This window comes from Streptococcus sp. OMI750 (genome assembly GCF_047463895.1).
In the GTDB taxonomy this organism is placed as follows: Bacteria; Bacillota; Bacilli; order Lactobacillales; family Streptococcaceae; genus Streptococcus.
The window spans coordinates 361,678-376,532 of record NZ_JASHCZ010000001.1; the positions used below are offsets into that span (position 1 = coordinate 361,678).

Annotated in this window: 16 protein-coding genes and 1 pseudogene; all 17 read left to right on the forward strand. The window is 39.4% G+C overall.

The genetic code is table 11. The features are described 5' to 3' along the window. Nucleotides 1-77 precede the first annotated feature (77 nt). The 17 genes and pseudogenes from QM830_RS01885 to glpK all read left to right on the forward strand — a co-directional run bounded on the left by QM830_RS01885 (nucleotide 78) and on the right by glpK (nucleotide 14,854). Nucleotides 78-1,826 (forward strand): glycoside hydrolase family 13 protein, encoded by a 1,749-nt coding sequence (locus QM830_RS01885; RefSeq protein WP_414325369.1) that lies wholly within the window; start codon nucleotides 78-80, stop codon nucleotides 1,824-1,826. Nucleotides 1,827-1,909: 83 nt separating this feature from the next. Beyond that, on the forward strand, nucleotides 1,910-2,449 hold the full coding sequence (locus tag QM830_RS01890) for an RDD family protein (RefSeq protein ID WP_414285862.1): 540 nt from the start codon (nucleotides 1,910-1,912) through the stop codon (nucleotides 2,447-2,449). A 60-nt stretch (nucleotides 2,450-2,509) separates the two neighbouring features. Continuing rightward, nucleotides 2,510-2,953, forward strand: coding sequence for an 8-oxo-dGTP diphosphatase (locus QM830_RS01895; RefSeq protein WP_414285863.1), 444 nt, complete (start codon nucleotides 2,510-2,512; stop codon nucleotides 2,951-2,953). A 280-nt stretch (nucleotides 2,954-3,233) separates the two neighbouring features. Beyond that, entirely contained in the window at nucleotides 3,234-3,545 is a 312-nt protein-coding gene (locus QM830_RS01900) for a hypothetical protein (protein ID WP_006597213.1), read from the forward strand. Between the two features lie 150 nt (nucleotides 3,546-3,695). Beyond that, a complete protein-coding gene (locus tag QM830_RS01905; protein WP_414325372.1) occupies nucleotides 3,696-4,511 on the forward strand; it encodes an Ltp family lipoprotein in 816 nt (271 codons plus the stop codon). 273 nt (nucleotides 4,512-4,784) lie between these two features. After that, a complete protein-coding gene (locus QM830_RS01910; protein WP_414325374.1) occupies nucleotides 4,785-5,507 on the forward strand; it encodes an Ltp family lipoprotein in 723 nt (240 codons plus the stop codon). Between the two features lie 343 nt (nucleotides 5,508-5,850). Further along, complete coding sequence (locus QM830_RS01915) at nucleotides 5,851-6,738, forward strand: DUF4300 family protein (protein ID WP_414325376.1); 888 nt, start codon at nucleotides 5,851-5,853, stop codon at nucleotides 6,736-6,738. Nucleotides 6,739-6,792: 54 nt separating this feature from the next. After that, on the forward strand, nucleotides 6,793-6,984 hold the full coding sequence (locus tag QM830_RS01920) for a hypothetical protein (RefSeq protein WP_414285866.1): 192 nt from the start codon (nucleotides 6,793-6,795) through the stop codon (nucleotides 6,982-6,984). 72 nt (nucleotides 6,985-7,056) lie between these two features. Continuing rightward, nucleotides 7,057-7,566, forward strand: a complete 510-nt coding sequence (locus QM830_RS01925) for a DUF6630 family protein (protein WP_414325378.1) — start codon at nucleotides 7,057-7,059, stop codon at nucleotides 7,564-7,566. Nucleotides 7,567-7,637: 71 nt separating this feature from the next. Next, complete coding sequence (locus tag QM830_RS01930) at nucleotides 7,638-8,051, forward strand: hypothetical protein (RefSeq protein ID WP_414325380.1); 414 nt, start codon at nucleotides 7,638-7,640, stop codon at nucleotides 8,049-8,051. Between the two features lie 66 nt (nucleotides 8,052-8,117). Then, a complete protein-coding gene (locus QM830_RS01935; protein WP_414325382.1) occupies nucleotides 8,118-8,969 on the forward strand; it encodes a CbrC family protein in 852 nt (283 codons plus the stop codon). A gap of 61 nt (nucleotides 8,970-9,030) precedes the next feature. Next, nucleotides 9,031-9,786 (forward strand): lysostaphin resistance A-like protein, encoded by a 756-nt coding sequence (locus QM830_RS01940; RefSeq protein ID WP_414325384.1) that lies wholly within the window; start codon nucleotides 9,031-9,033, stop codon nucleotides 9,784-9,786. After that, nucleotides 9,783-10,532, forward strand: coding sequence for a type II CAAX prenyl endopeptidase Rce1 family protein (locus QM830_RS01945; RefSeq protein ID WP_414325386.1), 750 nt, complete (start codon nucleotides 9,783-9,785; stop codon nucleotides 10,530-10,532). The genes QM830_RS01940 and QM830_RS01945 overlap by 4 nt, the downstream gene beginning before the upstream one ends. Nucleotides 10,533-10,832: 300 nt before the next feature. Further along, nucleotides 10,833-10,892: pseudogene (locus QM830_RS01950) on the forward strand (hypothetical protein); the annotation flags it as partial. A gap of 99 nt (nucleotides 10,893-10,991) precedes the next feature. Further along, nucleotides 10,992-11,363 carry a hypothetical protein gene (locus QM830_RS01955; protein WP_414325387.1) on the forward strand — a complete coding sequence of 124 codons (372 nt, stop codon included), beginning with the start codon at nucleotides 10,992-10,994 and terminating at the stop codon, nucleotides 11,361-11,363. Between the two features lie 143 nt (nucleotides 11,364-11,506). Beyond that, nucleotides 11,507-12,946 carry a helix-turn-helix domain-containing protein gene (locus QM830_RS01960; protein ID WP_414325389.1) on the forward strand — a complete coding sequence of 480 codons (1,440 nt, stop codon included), beginning with the start codon at nucleotides 11,507-11,509 and terminating at the stop codon, nucleotides 12,944-12,946. Between the two features lie 399 nt (nucleotides 12,947-13,345). Continuing rightward, on the forward strand, nucleotides 13,346-14,854 hold the full coding sequence (gene glpK / locus QM830_RS01965) for a glycerol kinase GlpK (RefSeq protein WP_154857945.1): 1,509 nt from the start codon (nucleotides 13,346-13,348) through the stop codon (nucleotides 14,852-14,854). Nucleotide 14,855 lies beyond the last annotated feature (1 nt).

The window sequence follows — 14,855 nt, forward strand, 5'->3', positions numbered from 1 at the left end:
ACTAATAAATGATTTTATGTAATCGTTTGCATAAATTGGTAAATGATGAAAAGAGAGTATAGTAGGAGACGAGACAGATGGAAGCAACAGCGATTTATCACCGGCCTGAATCGGAGTACGCCTATCTTTATAAGGACGGCCAGCTTCACATTCGCATCCGGACCAAGAAAGAAGATATCAAACGGATTGTCTTGCACTATGGGGATCCCTTTATTTTTATAGAGGATCTTTATGAGGCAACTAAGGAAATGGACAAGGTGACGACAGACGACCTCTTTGATTATTGGCAAGTGTCGGTATCTGTCCACCATGCACGGATCCAGTACCTCTTTGAATTAGAAGATACAAAAGGAGATAAGGTCTTGTACGGAGATCGGGGTGTGGCAGCCTACAACAAGGAGAATTTAGACTTTGTTATGAACGGCTTTAAGCTTCCTTTTATCCATGAGATTGATGGGTGTGATGTTCCGGATTGGGTGGCGCAGACGGTTTGGTACCAAATCTTCCCTGAGCGCTTTGCCAATGGGAATCCTACTATTTCGCCAAAAGGCGTTCGTCCTTGGGATGCCTCTATTGCTCCTCAAGTATTGGATTTCTTTGGTGGAGATTTACAAGGAATCATCGATCATCTAGATTACTTGCAGGAGTTAGGGATTACAGGGCTCTACCTTTGCCCGATTTTTGAATCTCCGAGTAACCACAAGTACGATACCATTGACTATTTTGAAATTGATCGCCATTTTGGTGATAAGGAGACCTTCCGCCAGTTAGTGAAAGAGGCCCATGCGCGTGGGATGAAGATTATGCTGGATGCTGTCTTCAACCATATTGGCTATGATTCACCCCAATGGCAGGATGTGGTCAAACACGGGGAGAATTCGATTTACAAGGATTGGTTCCATATTAAAGAGTTCCCTGTCTCCTCAGAAAATCTGTGGAATAGTCGCGACTTGTCTTACCATGCTTTTGCCTTTGCAGGCTATATGCCTAAGCTCAATACGGCTAATCCTGAGGTGAAGGCCTATCTTTTGAAGGTTGCGACTTACTGGATTGAAGAGTTTGATATTGATGCTTGGCGACTGGATGTGGCCAATGAGATCGACCATCAATTCTGGCGAGATTTCCGTAAGGCGGTCTTAGCCAAGAAACCAAACCTCTATATCCTCGGAGAAATCTGGCATTCGTCCCAACCTTGGCTCAATGGCGATGAGTTCCATGCGGTGATGAATTATCCTCTCTCTGAAAGTATCAAGGATTATTTCCTGAGGGGGCATAAGGAGACGCAACGCTTCATTTGGGAGATCAATAGCCAGTCTATGTACTACAGGCAGCAGATTTCTGAGGTCATGTTCAACCTCTTGGACTCGCATGATACAGAGCGCATCCTGACGACGGCTAAAGGCGATCTCCAGTCCGTTAAGTCTGCCCTCGCCTTCCTCTATCTGCAACGGGGTACGCCCTGTATTTATTATGGAACGGAGCTAGCCCTCATCGGTGGTCCAGATCCAGATTGCCGCCGTGTCATGCCATGGGAGCGCGTGTCAGCGGACAACGATATGCTGAACTTTATGAAGGACTTGATCCAGCTCCGAAAAGAAGTAGCAGGCATGATTCAGCATGGAAAGGTTAGCTTGGAAGAAGTAGAGCCGGATGTAGTGGTAGTAGAATGGCAATATGAGGGTCAGATTCTCAAAGCCTACTTTAACCACTCCAAGAAAGACGTTGTCCTAGAAAGAGAACAAGTAGGTCTGATCAGTCTTGGGAATATATCCGATGGTCGATTGATCATTCAACCAAATGGCTTAGTTATTTATGGGGAAAATTAGTAAGAAAGAAGACTGAAATTGAGGTATTTCAGTCTTTTTTTATAAATGGTTTCTTTATTCGTACCCTTATATTATAATAGGAGATGAGAAAGGGGGAGACGGTGATGAAGATGTTAGCAATCAATCCTATTTCGGTTAAAAAAAGAATGATAGAATTTCTATTCGATTATCTTTTCATTCTAGCTTATTTAGTTCTTCTGTTTATAGTTTCGATGCTTATTTACATCATTTTTTTTAATGGTGTCCCAAAGTTTACAGAAATTCAGTCGCAGTGGCTTGTATTTTTAACATCTATTTTGCCAATCACGCTCCTGTTCACATTCTTGGATTATGCAAAAAATGGGAGTTTTGGGAAGGTAAAAGCAGGACTTGAACTGGTCTACCAGAAAAAAACAGTGCAAGCTAGCTTAATTAGAAACACCATTAAATTTTTACCTTGGCAACTCGGTCATATGGGCACAATTCATGGCTTCTATAGTAATTTTGATGGATTATCCATTATCCTCTCTATTTCAGCGACTCTCCTCGCAGTTTTGCTACTGGTAATGACGATGTTTAGGAAAGATAAGAGGCACCTAGGTGACCTGCTAGCCCATACGCAAGTGCAACTAAAAGAAGAATAGGGTAGAGATTGTTTATCCTATCCTTAAAGAAAAAGACAAACATAGTTAGGAAGTATCTTTATGAATGAGACTGTTGAGTTTACAAATCTTTGTATGGTAAGAGACGGCGATAGAGTTCTTGTTATTGATCGTAAAAAAGAGGACTGGCCAGGCATAACCTTTCCTGGTGGTCATGTCGAAGCGGGAGAATCATTTACGGAAGCAGTAATCCGTGAAGTGAAGGAAGAAACTGGCTTAAAGATTGCTTCTCCCCAGATCTGTGGAATGAAAGATTGGGTAGAAGACGGCATTCGTTATGTAGTTCTCTTTTATAAGACAGAAAAGTTTGAAGGAGACTTAATATCCTCTGAAGAGGGGGAAGTCTGGTGGGAGGACCTGAAAGAATTGCCAAATCTAGACCTCTCTCTAGATATGGAGGATATGCTTCGTATCTTTCTTGAAGAAGAACTGTCTGAATTTTTTTACTACCAAGATGGAGAAGACTGGAAGTACGATTTAAAGTAAAATTGAACGCTGATTCTGAAAAAAATAACCTGATCCAAATGTAATAGAGCAAAGTCCCAAATTAAAAGTGATGAGTGACTTAGTCAAAAAATATGATTGGAATTGGGATAATAACTGTGTTAGATCTCACCATGCTAGCATGCTCAGTCTATTAAAAACGGAGATAGAAAAGTACAAATAGGTATTGACTTGCCCTTGCTCTGTTTTCAGTTTCTTTAGTTGTACATTCCTCTCCATAGGTGTATAATGTGTCCTTAGATAAACAAATGAGGAGTTTACTATGGAATTAAAAGATTTTACAGAAAAAGAACAAGAACAGATCAACCAAGGTTTGAGTACAGCTGAGATTTCTGATAAAGAAGCGGCGAAGAAGTTGCTCGCTCTTGTACCGCAAGAATGGATCAAGCGTATTCCTTTTTTTGTCAGGGGGCATGCGACAACAAAGACGATCGAACGTGTGGCTATGCGCTATCCTGAACTCTATGCCGTGGCCAAGCGCCAAGGAGACCTTCCTGAAAAAGAACGGGAGGAATTGCGTGTCATCATGACAGAAGTCTTTGAAGAAAAGATGAACAAACATAAGATAAAATAATACTTTATTATTTTATCTCACATTGAACGAGTGATTGCAGTTGAAATATTGCGGTCGCTTTTTTGTTTACTAGTATGAAGACTTTTACACTAGTAAATAAAAATGAACAATTTTTCATGGTATAATACTAATGAATGTAGTTCCAGAGGAATGAAAGATTCCATTGGAGAAAAACAAGTAAAGGTATTCATGATGAAAAAATTTTTGATAGTTATTTTTTCGATTTTTGGATTGATGGTAGGAATGTTAGCTTTGATGGCAATTGAGTATCAAATAAGTTATAATAAATGGAAAAGTTCATATACGGGAAAAATAGTAACTAATTCTGAAGAAAAATACTCTACTTCAAGTGATGGAAATAAGGATGATTTTGAATCATCAAAACAAGAATACGCTACTTCAAGTTCTAGTACGAAGAATTATGATTATAAAAAATACTCTAGTCCAATTGATGAATATAATGATAATTTCGAATTATTATTTAATTTGCTTGTTGAAAAACTTTTTTCTCCAACTTTAGTAGAAAAAGAATTTAAAAGGGCATATGAAACAGCTAAAAATCTGTCAGCGGATTCTCCTATTTCGATGCAGGCTATCAAAAATAAAATAAAGATCTATAATTATTCAGAAGGCGCTAACCAGTACGCTGTATATAAGCTTAATATAGACTGGAAAGAGCAAGCACTTTTAAAAGCAAAATCACTTCAAAAGTATCGTTATTCAAAAGAAAAGTTAGTTGAGCAACTTATAAATGTTGAACTATTTACTCAAGAAGAGGCTGATTATGCTGTAGAACATGTTAATTTCGATTGGAAGGAGGACGCTGTGAAAGAAGCGGAATCTTATGCAAACGGTGGCAAGATTACGAAAGAAAAGATGTTAGAAGTACTTGTTGAAAACAAAAAATTTACTCAAGAGGAAGCCGAGTACGCAATAGAACATGCCAAAATAGATTGGTCGAATTAAACAATCATTCTAGTGCGGTTCTGAAGCCCTTAAAAGAGTCTACTGCATCCAAAATAGCTAGGATAGAAACGGAAGTCTTTGAAGAAAAGATGAACAAACACAAGATTAAATAATCCTTTATAGTACTTTGTTATTTTATCTCACATTGAACGAGTGATTGCAGTTGAAATATTGCGGTCGCTTTTTTGTTTACTAGTATGAAGACTTTTACACTAGTAAATAAAAATGAACAATTTTTCATGGTATAATACTAATGAATGTAGTTCCAGAGGAATGAAAGATTCCATTGGAGAAAAACAAGTAAAGGTAGTCATTATGAGAAAATTTTTTACATTTATTTTTGCGATGGTTGGAATGATAGTAGTATGGATAGCTTTTATGGTATATAGTTATGAAAGAAGTTATAATGAATGGAAAAATTCACGTTCAGGATCAAAAGTAACTTATCCTGTAGAAAACTACGCTTCTTCAAGTGATAGAAAAAATAAGGAAGATTTAGAATCATTAATGAATATGTTTAAGAAAAGAGTTTATCCTTTACCTTTACTAGATGCAGAATATACAAGTGCATATGCAACAGCTAAAGAATTTTTAAAGAAATCTCCTTTATCGATGCAGCAAATTAAAAATGATCTTACTAAGAATGACAGGTATTCAGAAGATGCTTCCCTGTATGCTATCAATAAGCTTAATATAGACTGGAAAGAGCAAGCACTTTTAAAAGCAAAATCATATCAAACGTTTCATTTTTCAAAAGAATATTTACTCGGGAGACTAATAAATGTTGATCTATTTACTCAAGAAGAGGCTGACTATGCCATAGAACAAGGTCATTTCGATTGGAAGGAGAACGCTGTGAAAGAAGTGGAATCTTTTGGAAGCGGTGGCAACTATTCGAAAGAAAGATTATTAGAAAAACTTGTTGATATAAGAAAATTTACTCAAGAGGAAGCTGAGTACGCAATAGAACATGCCAAAATAGATAGGCCGGATTAAACAATCGTTCTAGTGTTGATCTGAAGACCTTAAAAGAGGCAACTGAACCCAACAAAAGCTACGATAGAAAATGATGAAAAGAGGCATAGTGTTTATCAAACACATTTTCTATCTTTAATTGCTAGTTGAACAGTGATGACTATAAAATAAGTCCAATGTAACATATTGAAGAGCTGGATAGTCTGCCAGCTCTTTTTTTGCTACTTATAAAGTTTCCTCATTTCGTGAAAAATAGTTGGAGCAAAGCTAGTTTTAAACTATAATATAGGATAAGGAGATTCGATAGGAAAAAGAAAGGTATCATGTTACAAAACATCTTAGTATATAGAAAAGGAACCACTTTATGAAACCATCTAAAAAAATCATGCTCCTTACTAGCTGTGCCTTGGCGATCTTTGCTTTAGCGGCTTGTGGGACCAACCAAAAGCAATCCAAGGAAAAGCAGGAGAGCTCCACTGTCAAAAAGGCCAGTTCAGACAAGGAGCACTACAAGGGAACTTACAGTAACCTCAATAGCAAGGCTAGTGTCGAAGAAGTGCGGACGCTCTTGTCTGCTTATTTGGATCAGGAAAGTGTAGACAAGTTTATGGGTCTAGTAACGGACTATGATAACATCGTTGGATCTGTTGGCTTGACGGGTGACTTCAGCAAGTTCAAGAAAACAGACTACAATGTCGAGAAGATCAGTGACTTGTGGACCAAGCAGAAGGGCGATTTCGTCGGGACCAACTGCCGGATCAATAGTTATACCTTGCTGAAGAACCGCATCGAGATTCCTAATCAACAGGCGGATAGTGAACTCTTATTCGTGGACAATGATGCTATTGACAAAGGAAAGGTCTTCGATGAGGCAGACAAGGAAGCCTTTAACATTCTCTATTCACGAGTTCCGACAGAGGCTACAACGGATGTCAAGGTCCATGCTAAGAAGATGGAAGAGTATTTTTCTAATTTCAAATTTAATGAAAATGCCCGCATGCTTTCTGTCATCGTTCATGATAACCTAGATGGCAACACGCTTTTTGTCGGGCACGTCGGTGTCTTAGTTCCTGCCAAGGATGGCTATCTCTTTGTCGAAAAGCTGACTTTTGAAGAGCCCTATCAAGCGATCAAGTTTGCGACCAAGGAAGATGTCTACAAATACTTGGAGACCAAATACCAAGATTACACTGGTGAAGGTCTAGCTAAGCCCTTTATCATGGACAATGAAAAATGGGTTGAAACCAAATAGAATTTCCAGCTATTTGAGGTTGGAGTGAACTTCAGCTAAGGAAAGGATCTAAAGATGAATAAAAAACGAAGCTACTTTGCTCTAGCCCTTATTCTTATCGGTTTTCTATTAGTAGAATCAAGTATGTATGTCCTACCCTACATTGAAGGATTAAAAGATTTAGAACTAGTTGCTTTCGAATTTGGAATTCTTCTCTTAGTGGGTGTCATCATCTTATTAACAAAGACTAAAAAGAATACTGATTAAAGAGCAAACTTAAGCATAAAAATTAGAATTTTAGTAACAAAGGAAACTTTAGAAAAGTGAGGATAACAAATAATGAATCAAACAACGAAAGAAGTGTATACTCGTATCGTTCAGTTACTGACTGAGGACGGCTCTATCCATGATGCTATTGAAAATTGCTTAGAATCACCTTGGTCTTATTTTGAGGAAAATATTGATCGCTATGACGAGCGTGGAATTGACGAGGATGAAACAGAGGAAACCATTATTTGGCTTGGTATTGCAGATGAACTGCTCGATGCGAATGAAGCTGTTGAATTAGACTGGAATCCTGAATTAGAAGATTTTAGCTACTTCATGAAATCTCTGGCTGATAAGAAGAATCTTCAGATGGAAGATGATTGGTTTGATGAAGAGGACACTATTACGAATTGGTGCTCTATTCTCGATAGGAGATGGGAAACAGAAGGTTTCTGTGTAGGGGGAATAGACATTGATAGCGATAGTTACGTCCTATTTATTTGTAAAGTGGAGACGTTAAAAGAATTAAGAGAATGGAGCAATCGCATCGATCAGCGTATTGATCATGCAAAAAATCTTTAAGGCAAAAAAAGTGGGGACAGCTACTATTTAAGAACTGACACTACCAAGTAAAAACAGGAAGGAGAGCGAGAATGGCTAGTCATGTGATAGAGTTTAAAGGAATGCACCTATATGCTCCGAGTCTATTTGTGCTAGTTTTCTTGCTTTTTTTCACTGTTCTCCTTATCTTGAGAAGAAGAGCAATCGCGAGGCGTAGTGGTGGTCCCTTCTTTGCTCCCTTCCATATTAACCGTGGCATCTTCTACATTCATGTGTCTTTGTGCTTCAGTCGGCGAATGATCCCACTGAAAGAGATGAAGCAGATAACCTACTTTTTTCTCCGTGGTCGCGCTGGTGGTGGGAGTCGCTATGCTTTCTATATCGAACTCAGAAATGGGAAGACTATTCCTTTCTTTTTTGGGAAAAGCAAGCGCAATGAAGTGTTAGTTTCGAAACTCAAGCGAAATGCTGGCAGGTATGGGTTTAAAGTACATGATCCAGGTTAGAATACAATCATCTGTAAGAGTTGAATCTACGATTTGATTCCTTTAAAAATGAAAGCGAGTAGTCCTATGAATGATTCTATGAAAGAGTATATCCATCTTAAAAAGCAGTTCCAAGCGCAAGATAAGGGTTCATCCAGCGTGCTGGCTCTCTATGAATTTGCGGATCGGCTAGCTTTACTGGAAACTCCAGAAGCTAAGCAGGTCTTGGTGGATGTTTACCAAGAGTTGGGATTATATGCCAGTGCCTATGCTCTCTTCTCAGAGCTAGTAGACAAGTCTGATCGCAAGCAAGTTAAGAAACTTTTCACCTTAGAAAAGATGAGTCTCAGTCATGGAGATCGCTTTGCTCTTTCTCGTCCCTTGACCGAAAAAGAAAAAGAGGCTCATAAGGAGAAAGTCAGTGAATTGCCAACCTTCCGCTATCATCCGGATCCACTAGCGACGGGTTCCTTTAAGGAAGGGGAGCCTAAGACCTGCCCTTCGTGTGGAGAAGACCACACCATCTATTATGCTCTGAGACCTTATTGTGTAGAAGAGTTAAGACATCTCTGTCCAACTTGTATTTCTACTGGTCGTGCTGCCCAAAAGTTTGAAGCAGAGTTTATCCAAGATGCTGATTGGCAAGGGGTCATGGATAAGGAAAAAGACCAGGTCCTCTTCAGTCAAACTCCAGGCTATATTAGCTGGCAGGGCGAATATTGGCTCTCTTGTTGCCAAGACTACTGTGCCTATCTGGGGACAGTTGGCACTCGTGAACTGGAAGAAATGGGCATTGCTGAGCAAGTTTTGGAAGAATATGAGGCGCGTGATGAATTTCAGGATGTAGCTGAATACTTAGTCAAGGATGGTTCTATGTGTGGCTATCTCTTTCGATGTCTACACTGTGAACAATACCATCTTTGGGTCGATGCGGATTAGGGGGATGCTCCAAATCTAATAGAGTCATGAACTAGATGAAAGAATAGAAAAGGAATCACGAATGAGTAGAAAGCAAGCCCTATCTATGTATTTGTTAGGAACCTTTGGTCAAGTATTAGGTGTCAGCCTTTTGGTTTGCTTTTTAAGAATAGGAGGAGTAAAGGTTGATTTTACATCACCAATGGGGATCATCGCTGTTATTGTAGGTGGTTTGTCATCAGCTTTGTGGGGCAGTCTTGCAAGCATTAGTTACCATCAATCTAGTTTTAAACAAGTTCTCAAAGATTTTTTTCAAGTCAAAGACAGTTTAGCAAATTATTGTTTGGTGCTTGTTTTCTTGATACTCGACTTTTTCCCATTTATCTTAGGTGGTAAGATCACCACTCAATCGTTGGTGTTGCCAGTGGTGCTCTTTTTCAAGGCTCTTCTTTTTGGTGGAATTGAAGAAATTGGCTGGCGTTATTTCTTTCAACCCACTTTGGAGGAAAGAATACCTTATCTTTCAGCTACTGTGATCAGCTTTTTAGCCTGGTCTAGCTGGCATCTTTTTTACTTTTACATTGATGGTTCTTTAGGTGTCATTCAGTTGCTTCCGTTTCTAGTAGGTCTGCTAACTAACTGTTTTATCTTATCGGCCTTGTATCATAAAACGCAAAATTTATGGATCTGTGTCATGACCCATGCCTGTATCAATTCCTTGTCTCAGATTCTAGTGAATGAAGATGGATGGCTATCTCTAGTCAGTAAATTTCTTATTATTAGTTTAGCAATCATGATTGCAAGAAAGAAGTCTGTAACTCTAAAGGAGGAAAAATGAGCAAATTTATTTCAAAACAATCAGTCGCTATCTGGTATGCACTGACTGCCCTCCTTGCTACTTTTTTAGTGGGGCAAGTTATCCTTTGGTTTTTCCCAGATAGGAGTAGTATGGGGGCCTCACTTCTTTTTATCCTAATGAATTTGATTCCCATGATAACGGCTCTTTGCTTTTCCATCGTCTTAGGTGAAACTAAATCCCTGGGAGAATTTTTCAAAAAGATCTTTCTTCAAAAAGAAAGTAACCTGTCCTGGATGCTAGCCTTCTTCATCCCCATCATTTATTATGGGATCTCCATCCTGCTCATGAATGTCCGCTTTACTGGGAACTCCCTCTTGGCCTTCTTCCTCTATTTCCCCTGGACCTTTTTATATGGAGGTCTGGAAGAAGTAGGTTGGCGTTGGTTTTTACAAGAGCATCTTTCCTTTAGCAAGCACTTTATATCTAAAATGATGGTTCTTTCCCTTGTCTGGTTCCTCTGGCACATCCCTATCTATCAACTTCCTTGGATTACAGCAGGTTCGTCCAACTATCTCATCTTTTACCTGATGATTTTAGGGAATACCTTCCTATTTGGAGCTCTCAAGGAGTACTCGAAAGGAGCTGTTCCTTGTATCCTCTCTCATATGTTGATCGATAGTCTAGCTGTTCTCATGCTGGTTCAGAGTTCTATTACTCAGATTATCCTTCTGGTTATTTTCGAAATCCTAGTATCCTCTTGGTTAGTGGCTATACGAAAATCATAAAAAAGCCTTCAATCTCTCATCCAATTTCGGTGAGAGGTTTTTTATTTGGTGATAAAATCAAACCTTTTTAGCTAATGACACATTCCATCATATAGGAGTCTGTAAAATGATATAATTAGTTTAACGAAGAACTCAGAGATAGGATTATCAATCATTTAAGGAGAAAAGGCCATGCAAAAAACTTTTCAGTTATTGAGAAGAGGTGATATAGAGGCTGTCCGTCAGATATTGGATAGAAAGCCTGAAGAAGTCAATGCTGTTTCGGGTGACAAACCTAAAAGAGATTAAGGCCAATCCCTTCTTCAAGTCGCTATTAAATCGGGACATTTAGATATTGCGGACTTACTCATTGATAGAGGGGCAGATCTTAACTTTATCGAAGAACCGACAGAGCTTAATCCATTTTGTCAACCGGTCATCCAAACGGCCGGCGGAAGAGCTGTATTTGACTGCAGGCGCATGATCAAACGTTGGAATGGTCAATATCAGTTGTATTCGTCTAAGGAAAAGGCTGACCAATCCTTCAAGGTTTTTAAAAAAATGTTAGAACTTGGAGCAGATATCTCTCAGAAGGATAGTCATGGCGGAACTTTATTGCAAACTATTTTAATAGAAACCAAGGAAGTTCTACCCTCTTATTATTGGAAAACAAAAGAAACGAGCGATAATGTCCTCATTACGGATGAATTACGTCATGATTTAAATCGTATTTATGATCTCTTGATTCGTTACGGTGTGACATCGGAAGAGATTTCTGCCTATCATAAGATTCCTCTCAAAGAACTTTACCAGGACAGTCCGACCATGGAATTCTTAAATCGGTTAGATTAGAGCAGATATTGATAAGCATTTGAAATACTAGGAAGAGCCTTAGGCTCTTTTTTCAATTGCTGACGAGGATAGAAACAGATTGTTTTTTCTTTTGGCCAAATTATGGTACTCTAAAGATAGAATAATGGAAGGGTTTTCTGAAAATGCATTTAGCTGATTTAATGGAAAAAAGTGAGGGTGGGCAGTTTTTAATCCTGTCTCATCTGCAGCAACATTCTCCAAGCAGTCTGTCAGAAGTGATGGCGGAGACAGATTTTTCCAAAGCAACCTTGAACAAATATCTTGCACTGATCAATGACAAGGCCAAAGAGAATCAACTGGCCCTTTCCATTGAACTAGAAGATGAAAATCTTCGCCTTCTTGTGGGTTCGGATACAAAGGGGCGTGACATTCGACGGGCTTTTTTGGACAATGCTATCAAGTACCAACTATTGATCTATTTGCTTTATCATGGTCAATTTCAAGCCCAGAAACTGGCTCAGGAACTCTTGATTAGTGAAGCGACATTAGGGCGACATATTTCGAGCTTAAACAAATTATTAGTTGAGTTTCAATTTTCCATCCACAATGGGCGCCTCAAGGGTCCTGAACATAAAATTCGTTATTTTTATTTTGGTTTGCTACGAAAGGTTTGGGCTAGTGAAGACTGGAAACAAGAACTTGCCAAGAAAGAAAGACAAACCGAAATTGAAACCTTAGAAGAGCTCTGTGGTGCCCAGTTGTCTCAAGGCCAACGCTTAGACATGGTTCTCTGGTCCCATATTACCCAGCAACGACTCAAGGTCAATGCCTGTCAGTTTCAAGAAATCGAACAGAAGATGAAGGGCTATACCGACAACATTTTTTACCAACGCTTGTTTCGTCGGGTAAACCAGTTCTTTTCTGGGAAACACATCGCTCTTAGCTATGAAGATGGAGAGATGTTAGTCCTCTTTGCTTTCCTTGTCACCCATCGAATCCTCCCGCTTCATACTATGGAGTACATCTTAGGCTTTGGGGGAGAGATTGGTAATTTGACGACGCAACTCATTCAAGAGATGAAAATGCAGAAGTTATTAGGGGATTATATCGAAGGCCCTGTGACCTATGAATTAAGCCAAATTTGTGGACAGGTCTATCTTTTTACAGGCTACCTTCTTCAAGACAAGTATAAGTACCAACTTGAAAGCCACAATCCTTATGTCTTTAGTAGTCATGATTATAGGGAAGTAGCAGACACTATCTTTAGCAAACTTCCGATCTTTTGCCAAGGGACAACTCTGGATAAAAAAATCAAGTGGGAGTGGCTCCAGTTAATGGATTATATCGCAGAAAATAGTGGGAGACAAATTAAGATCGGCTTAGACTTAACAGTGGGCTATTTAGGCTATACACGGATGACAGAAGTCCTCAAGCGCTACTTAGAGTACAATCGTTTTATTACCATTGAAGCCTTTGATCCAGCTTCAGATTACGATTTGATTGTGACCAACAATCCTATTAGCCATACCCAGCGGATCCCTGTCTATTATTTGAAATATGACCTAGACCTAATTGATCTAGCCAATATTCGCCAGATGATCTATGGGGATACCAATACTTAGTATGTCAGAAGAGAGGCTGGGATAAAAGTCCTAGCCTCTCAATTGTCTTTGAATTGTCGAGCAAGACGCAGTGGTTGAGTGGGCTCTACTATGCTGATTTCATCAGCTTTTACAGCCCTACTCAACTGTGCGGAGGTGGGACGACGAAATCGAATTCTAACGAATGACCGATTTCTGTCCCACTCTCTTTTTTTGCTGGAAATTGCTTAGATTTGTCTGAAAATTTAATATAACAGAAGTGTGGAAATCTCTTCTGGCTCTAGCGATTCAAGAGACGCTCCTCATATTTTTTTAAATTTTTAAAAAAATTGATGATCATGAAAGCGATTTATTTTGTATACTAGAGATTGTAAGGAGTACGTCTCCTAAAGAATATTTCTTTTCCCAGGAGGACAGTTCATGTCACAAGAAAAATACATTATGGCCATTGACCAAGGAACAACAAGTTCAAGAGCCATCATTTTCAATAAAAAAGGAGAAAAAGTAAGCTCAAGTCAAAAGGAGTTCACGCAAATTTTCCCTCAAGCTGGTTGGGTTGAACACAATCCAAATGAAATCTGGAACTCTGTTCAGTCTGTTATCGCTGGTGCCTTTATCGAAAGTGGCATCAAGCCAGGACAAATCGAAGCTATCGGAATTACCAACCAACGGGAAACAACCGTTGTTTGGGATAAGAATACTGGACTTCCAATCTACAATGCCATTGTTTGGCAGTCTCGCCAAACAGCTCCTTTAGCTGAACAGCTTAAGAGCCAAGGTTATATCGAAAAATTCCACCAAAAAACAGGTTTGGTCATTGATGCCTACTTCTCAGCAACTAAGATTCGCTGGATCTTGGACCATGTTGAAGGAGCACAAGAACGTGCTGAAAAAGGAGAATTGCTCTTTGGAACCATCGATACTTGGTTGGTTTGGAAGTTGACAGACGGAGCTTCTCACGTAACAGACTATTCAAACGCTGCTCGTACCATGCTCTACAATATCAAAGACCTAAAATGGGACGATGAGATCTTGGAAATCCTCAATATCCCTAAGGCTATGCTTCCAGAAGTGCGTTCAAACTCTGAAATCTATGGGAAAACAGCTCCTTTCCATTTCTACGGTGGAGAAGTTCCTATCTCAGGTATGGCGGGTGACCAACAAGCAGCCCTCTTTGGACAGTTGGCCTTTGAACCAGGTATGGTCAAAAATACTTATGGTACTGGATCTTTCATCATCATGAATACAGGTGAAGAGATGCAGCTATCTGAAAATAACTTGCTAACTACCATTGGATATGGAATTAACGGGAAAGTATACTATGCCTTAGAAGGATCTATCTTTATCGCGGGTAGTGCCATTCAATGGCTTCGTGATGGTCTTCGTATGGTGGAAAACTCACCTGAATCTGAACAATATGCGCGTGATTCTCACAACAACGATGAAGTCTATGTAGTACCAGCCTTTACAGGTCTAGGAGCACCATACTGGAATCAAAATGCTCGTGGTTCGGTCTTTGGCTTGACTCGTGGAACAACCAAAGAAGACTTTATCAAGGCGACTCTTCAATCCATTGCTTATCAAGTACGGGATATCATTGATACCATGCAAGTTGATTCTAAGACGGCTATTCAAGTCCTTAAAGTGGACGGTGGTGCAGCTATGAACAACTTCTTGATGCAGTTCCAAGCGGATATTCTCGGTATTGATATCGCTCGTGCCAAAAACTTGGAAACAACAGCTTTGGGGGCAGCTTTCTTAGCAGGATTGTCAGTAGGCTATTGGAAAGACCTAGATGAATTGAAAGAACTCAATGCAACTGGTGAACTCTTCGAGCCTTCTATGAACGAATCTCGTAAAGAACAACTCTACAAGGGATGGAAGAAAGCTGTTAAAGCTACCCAACTCTTTGCAGAAATTGAAGACTAGT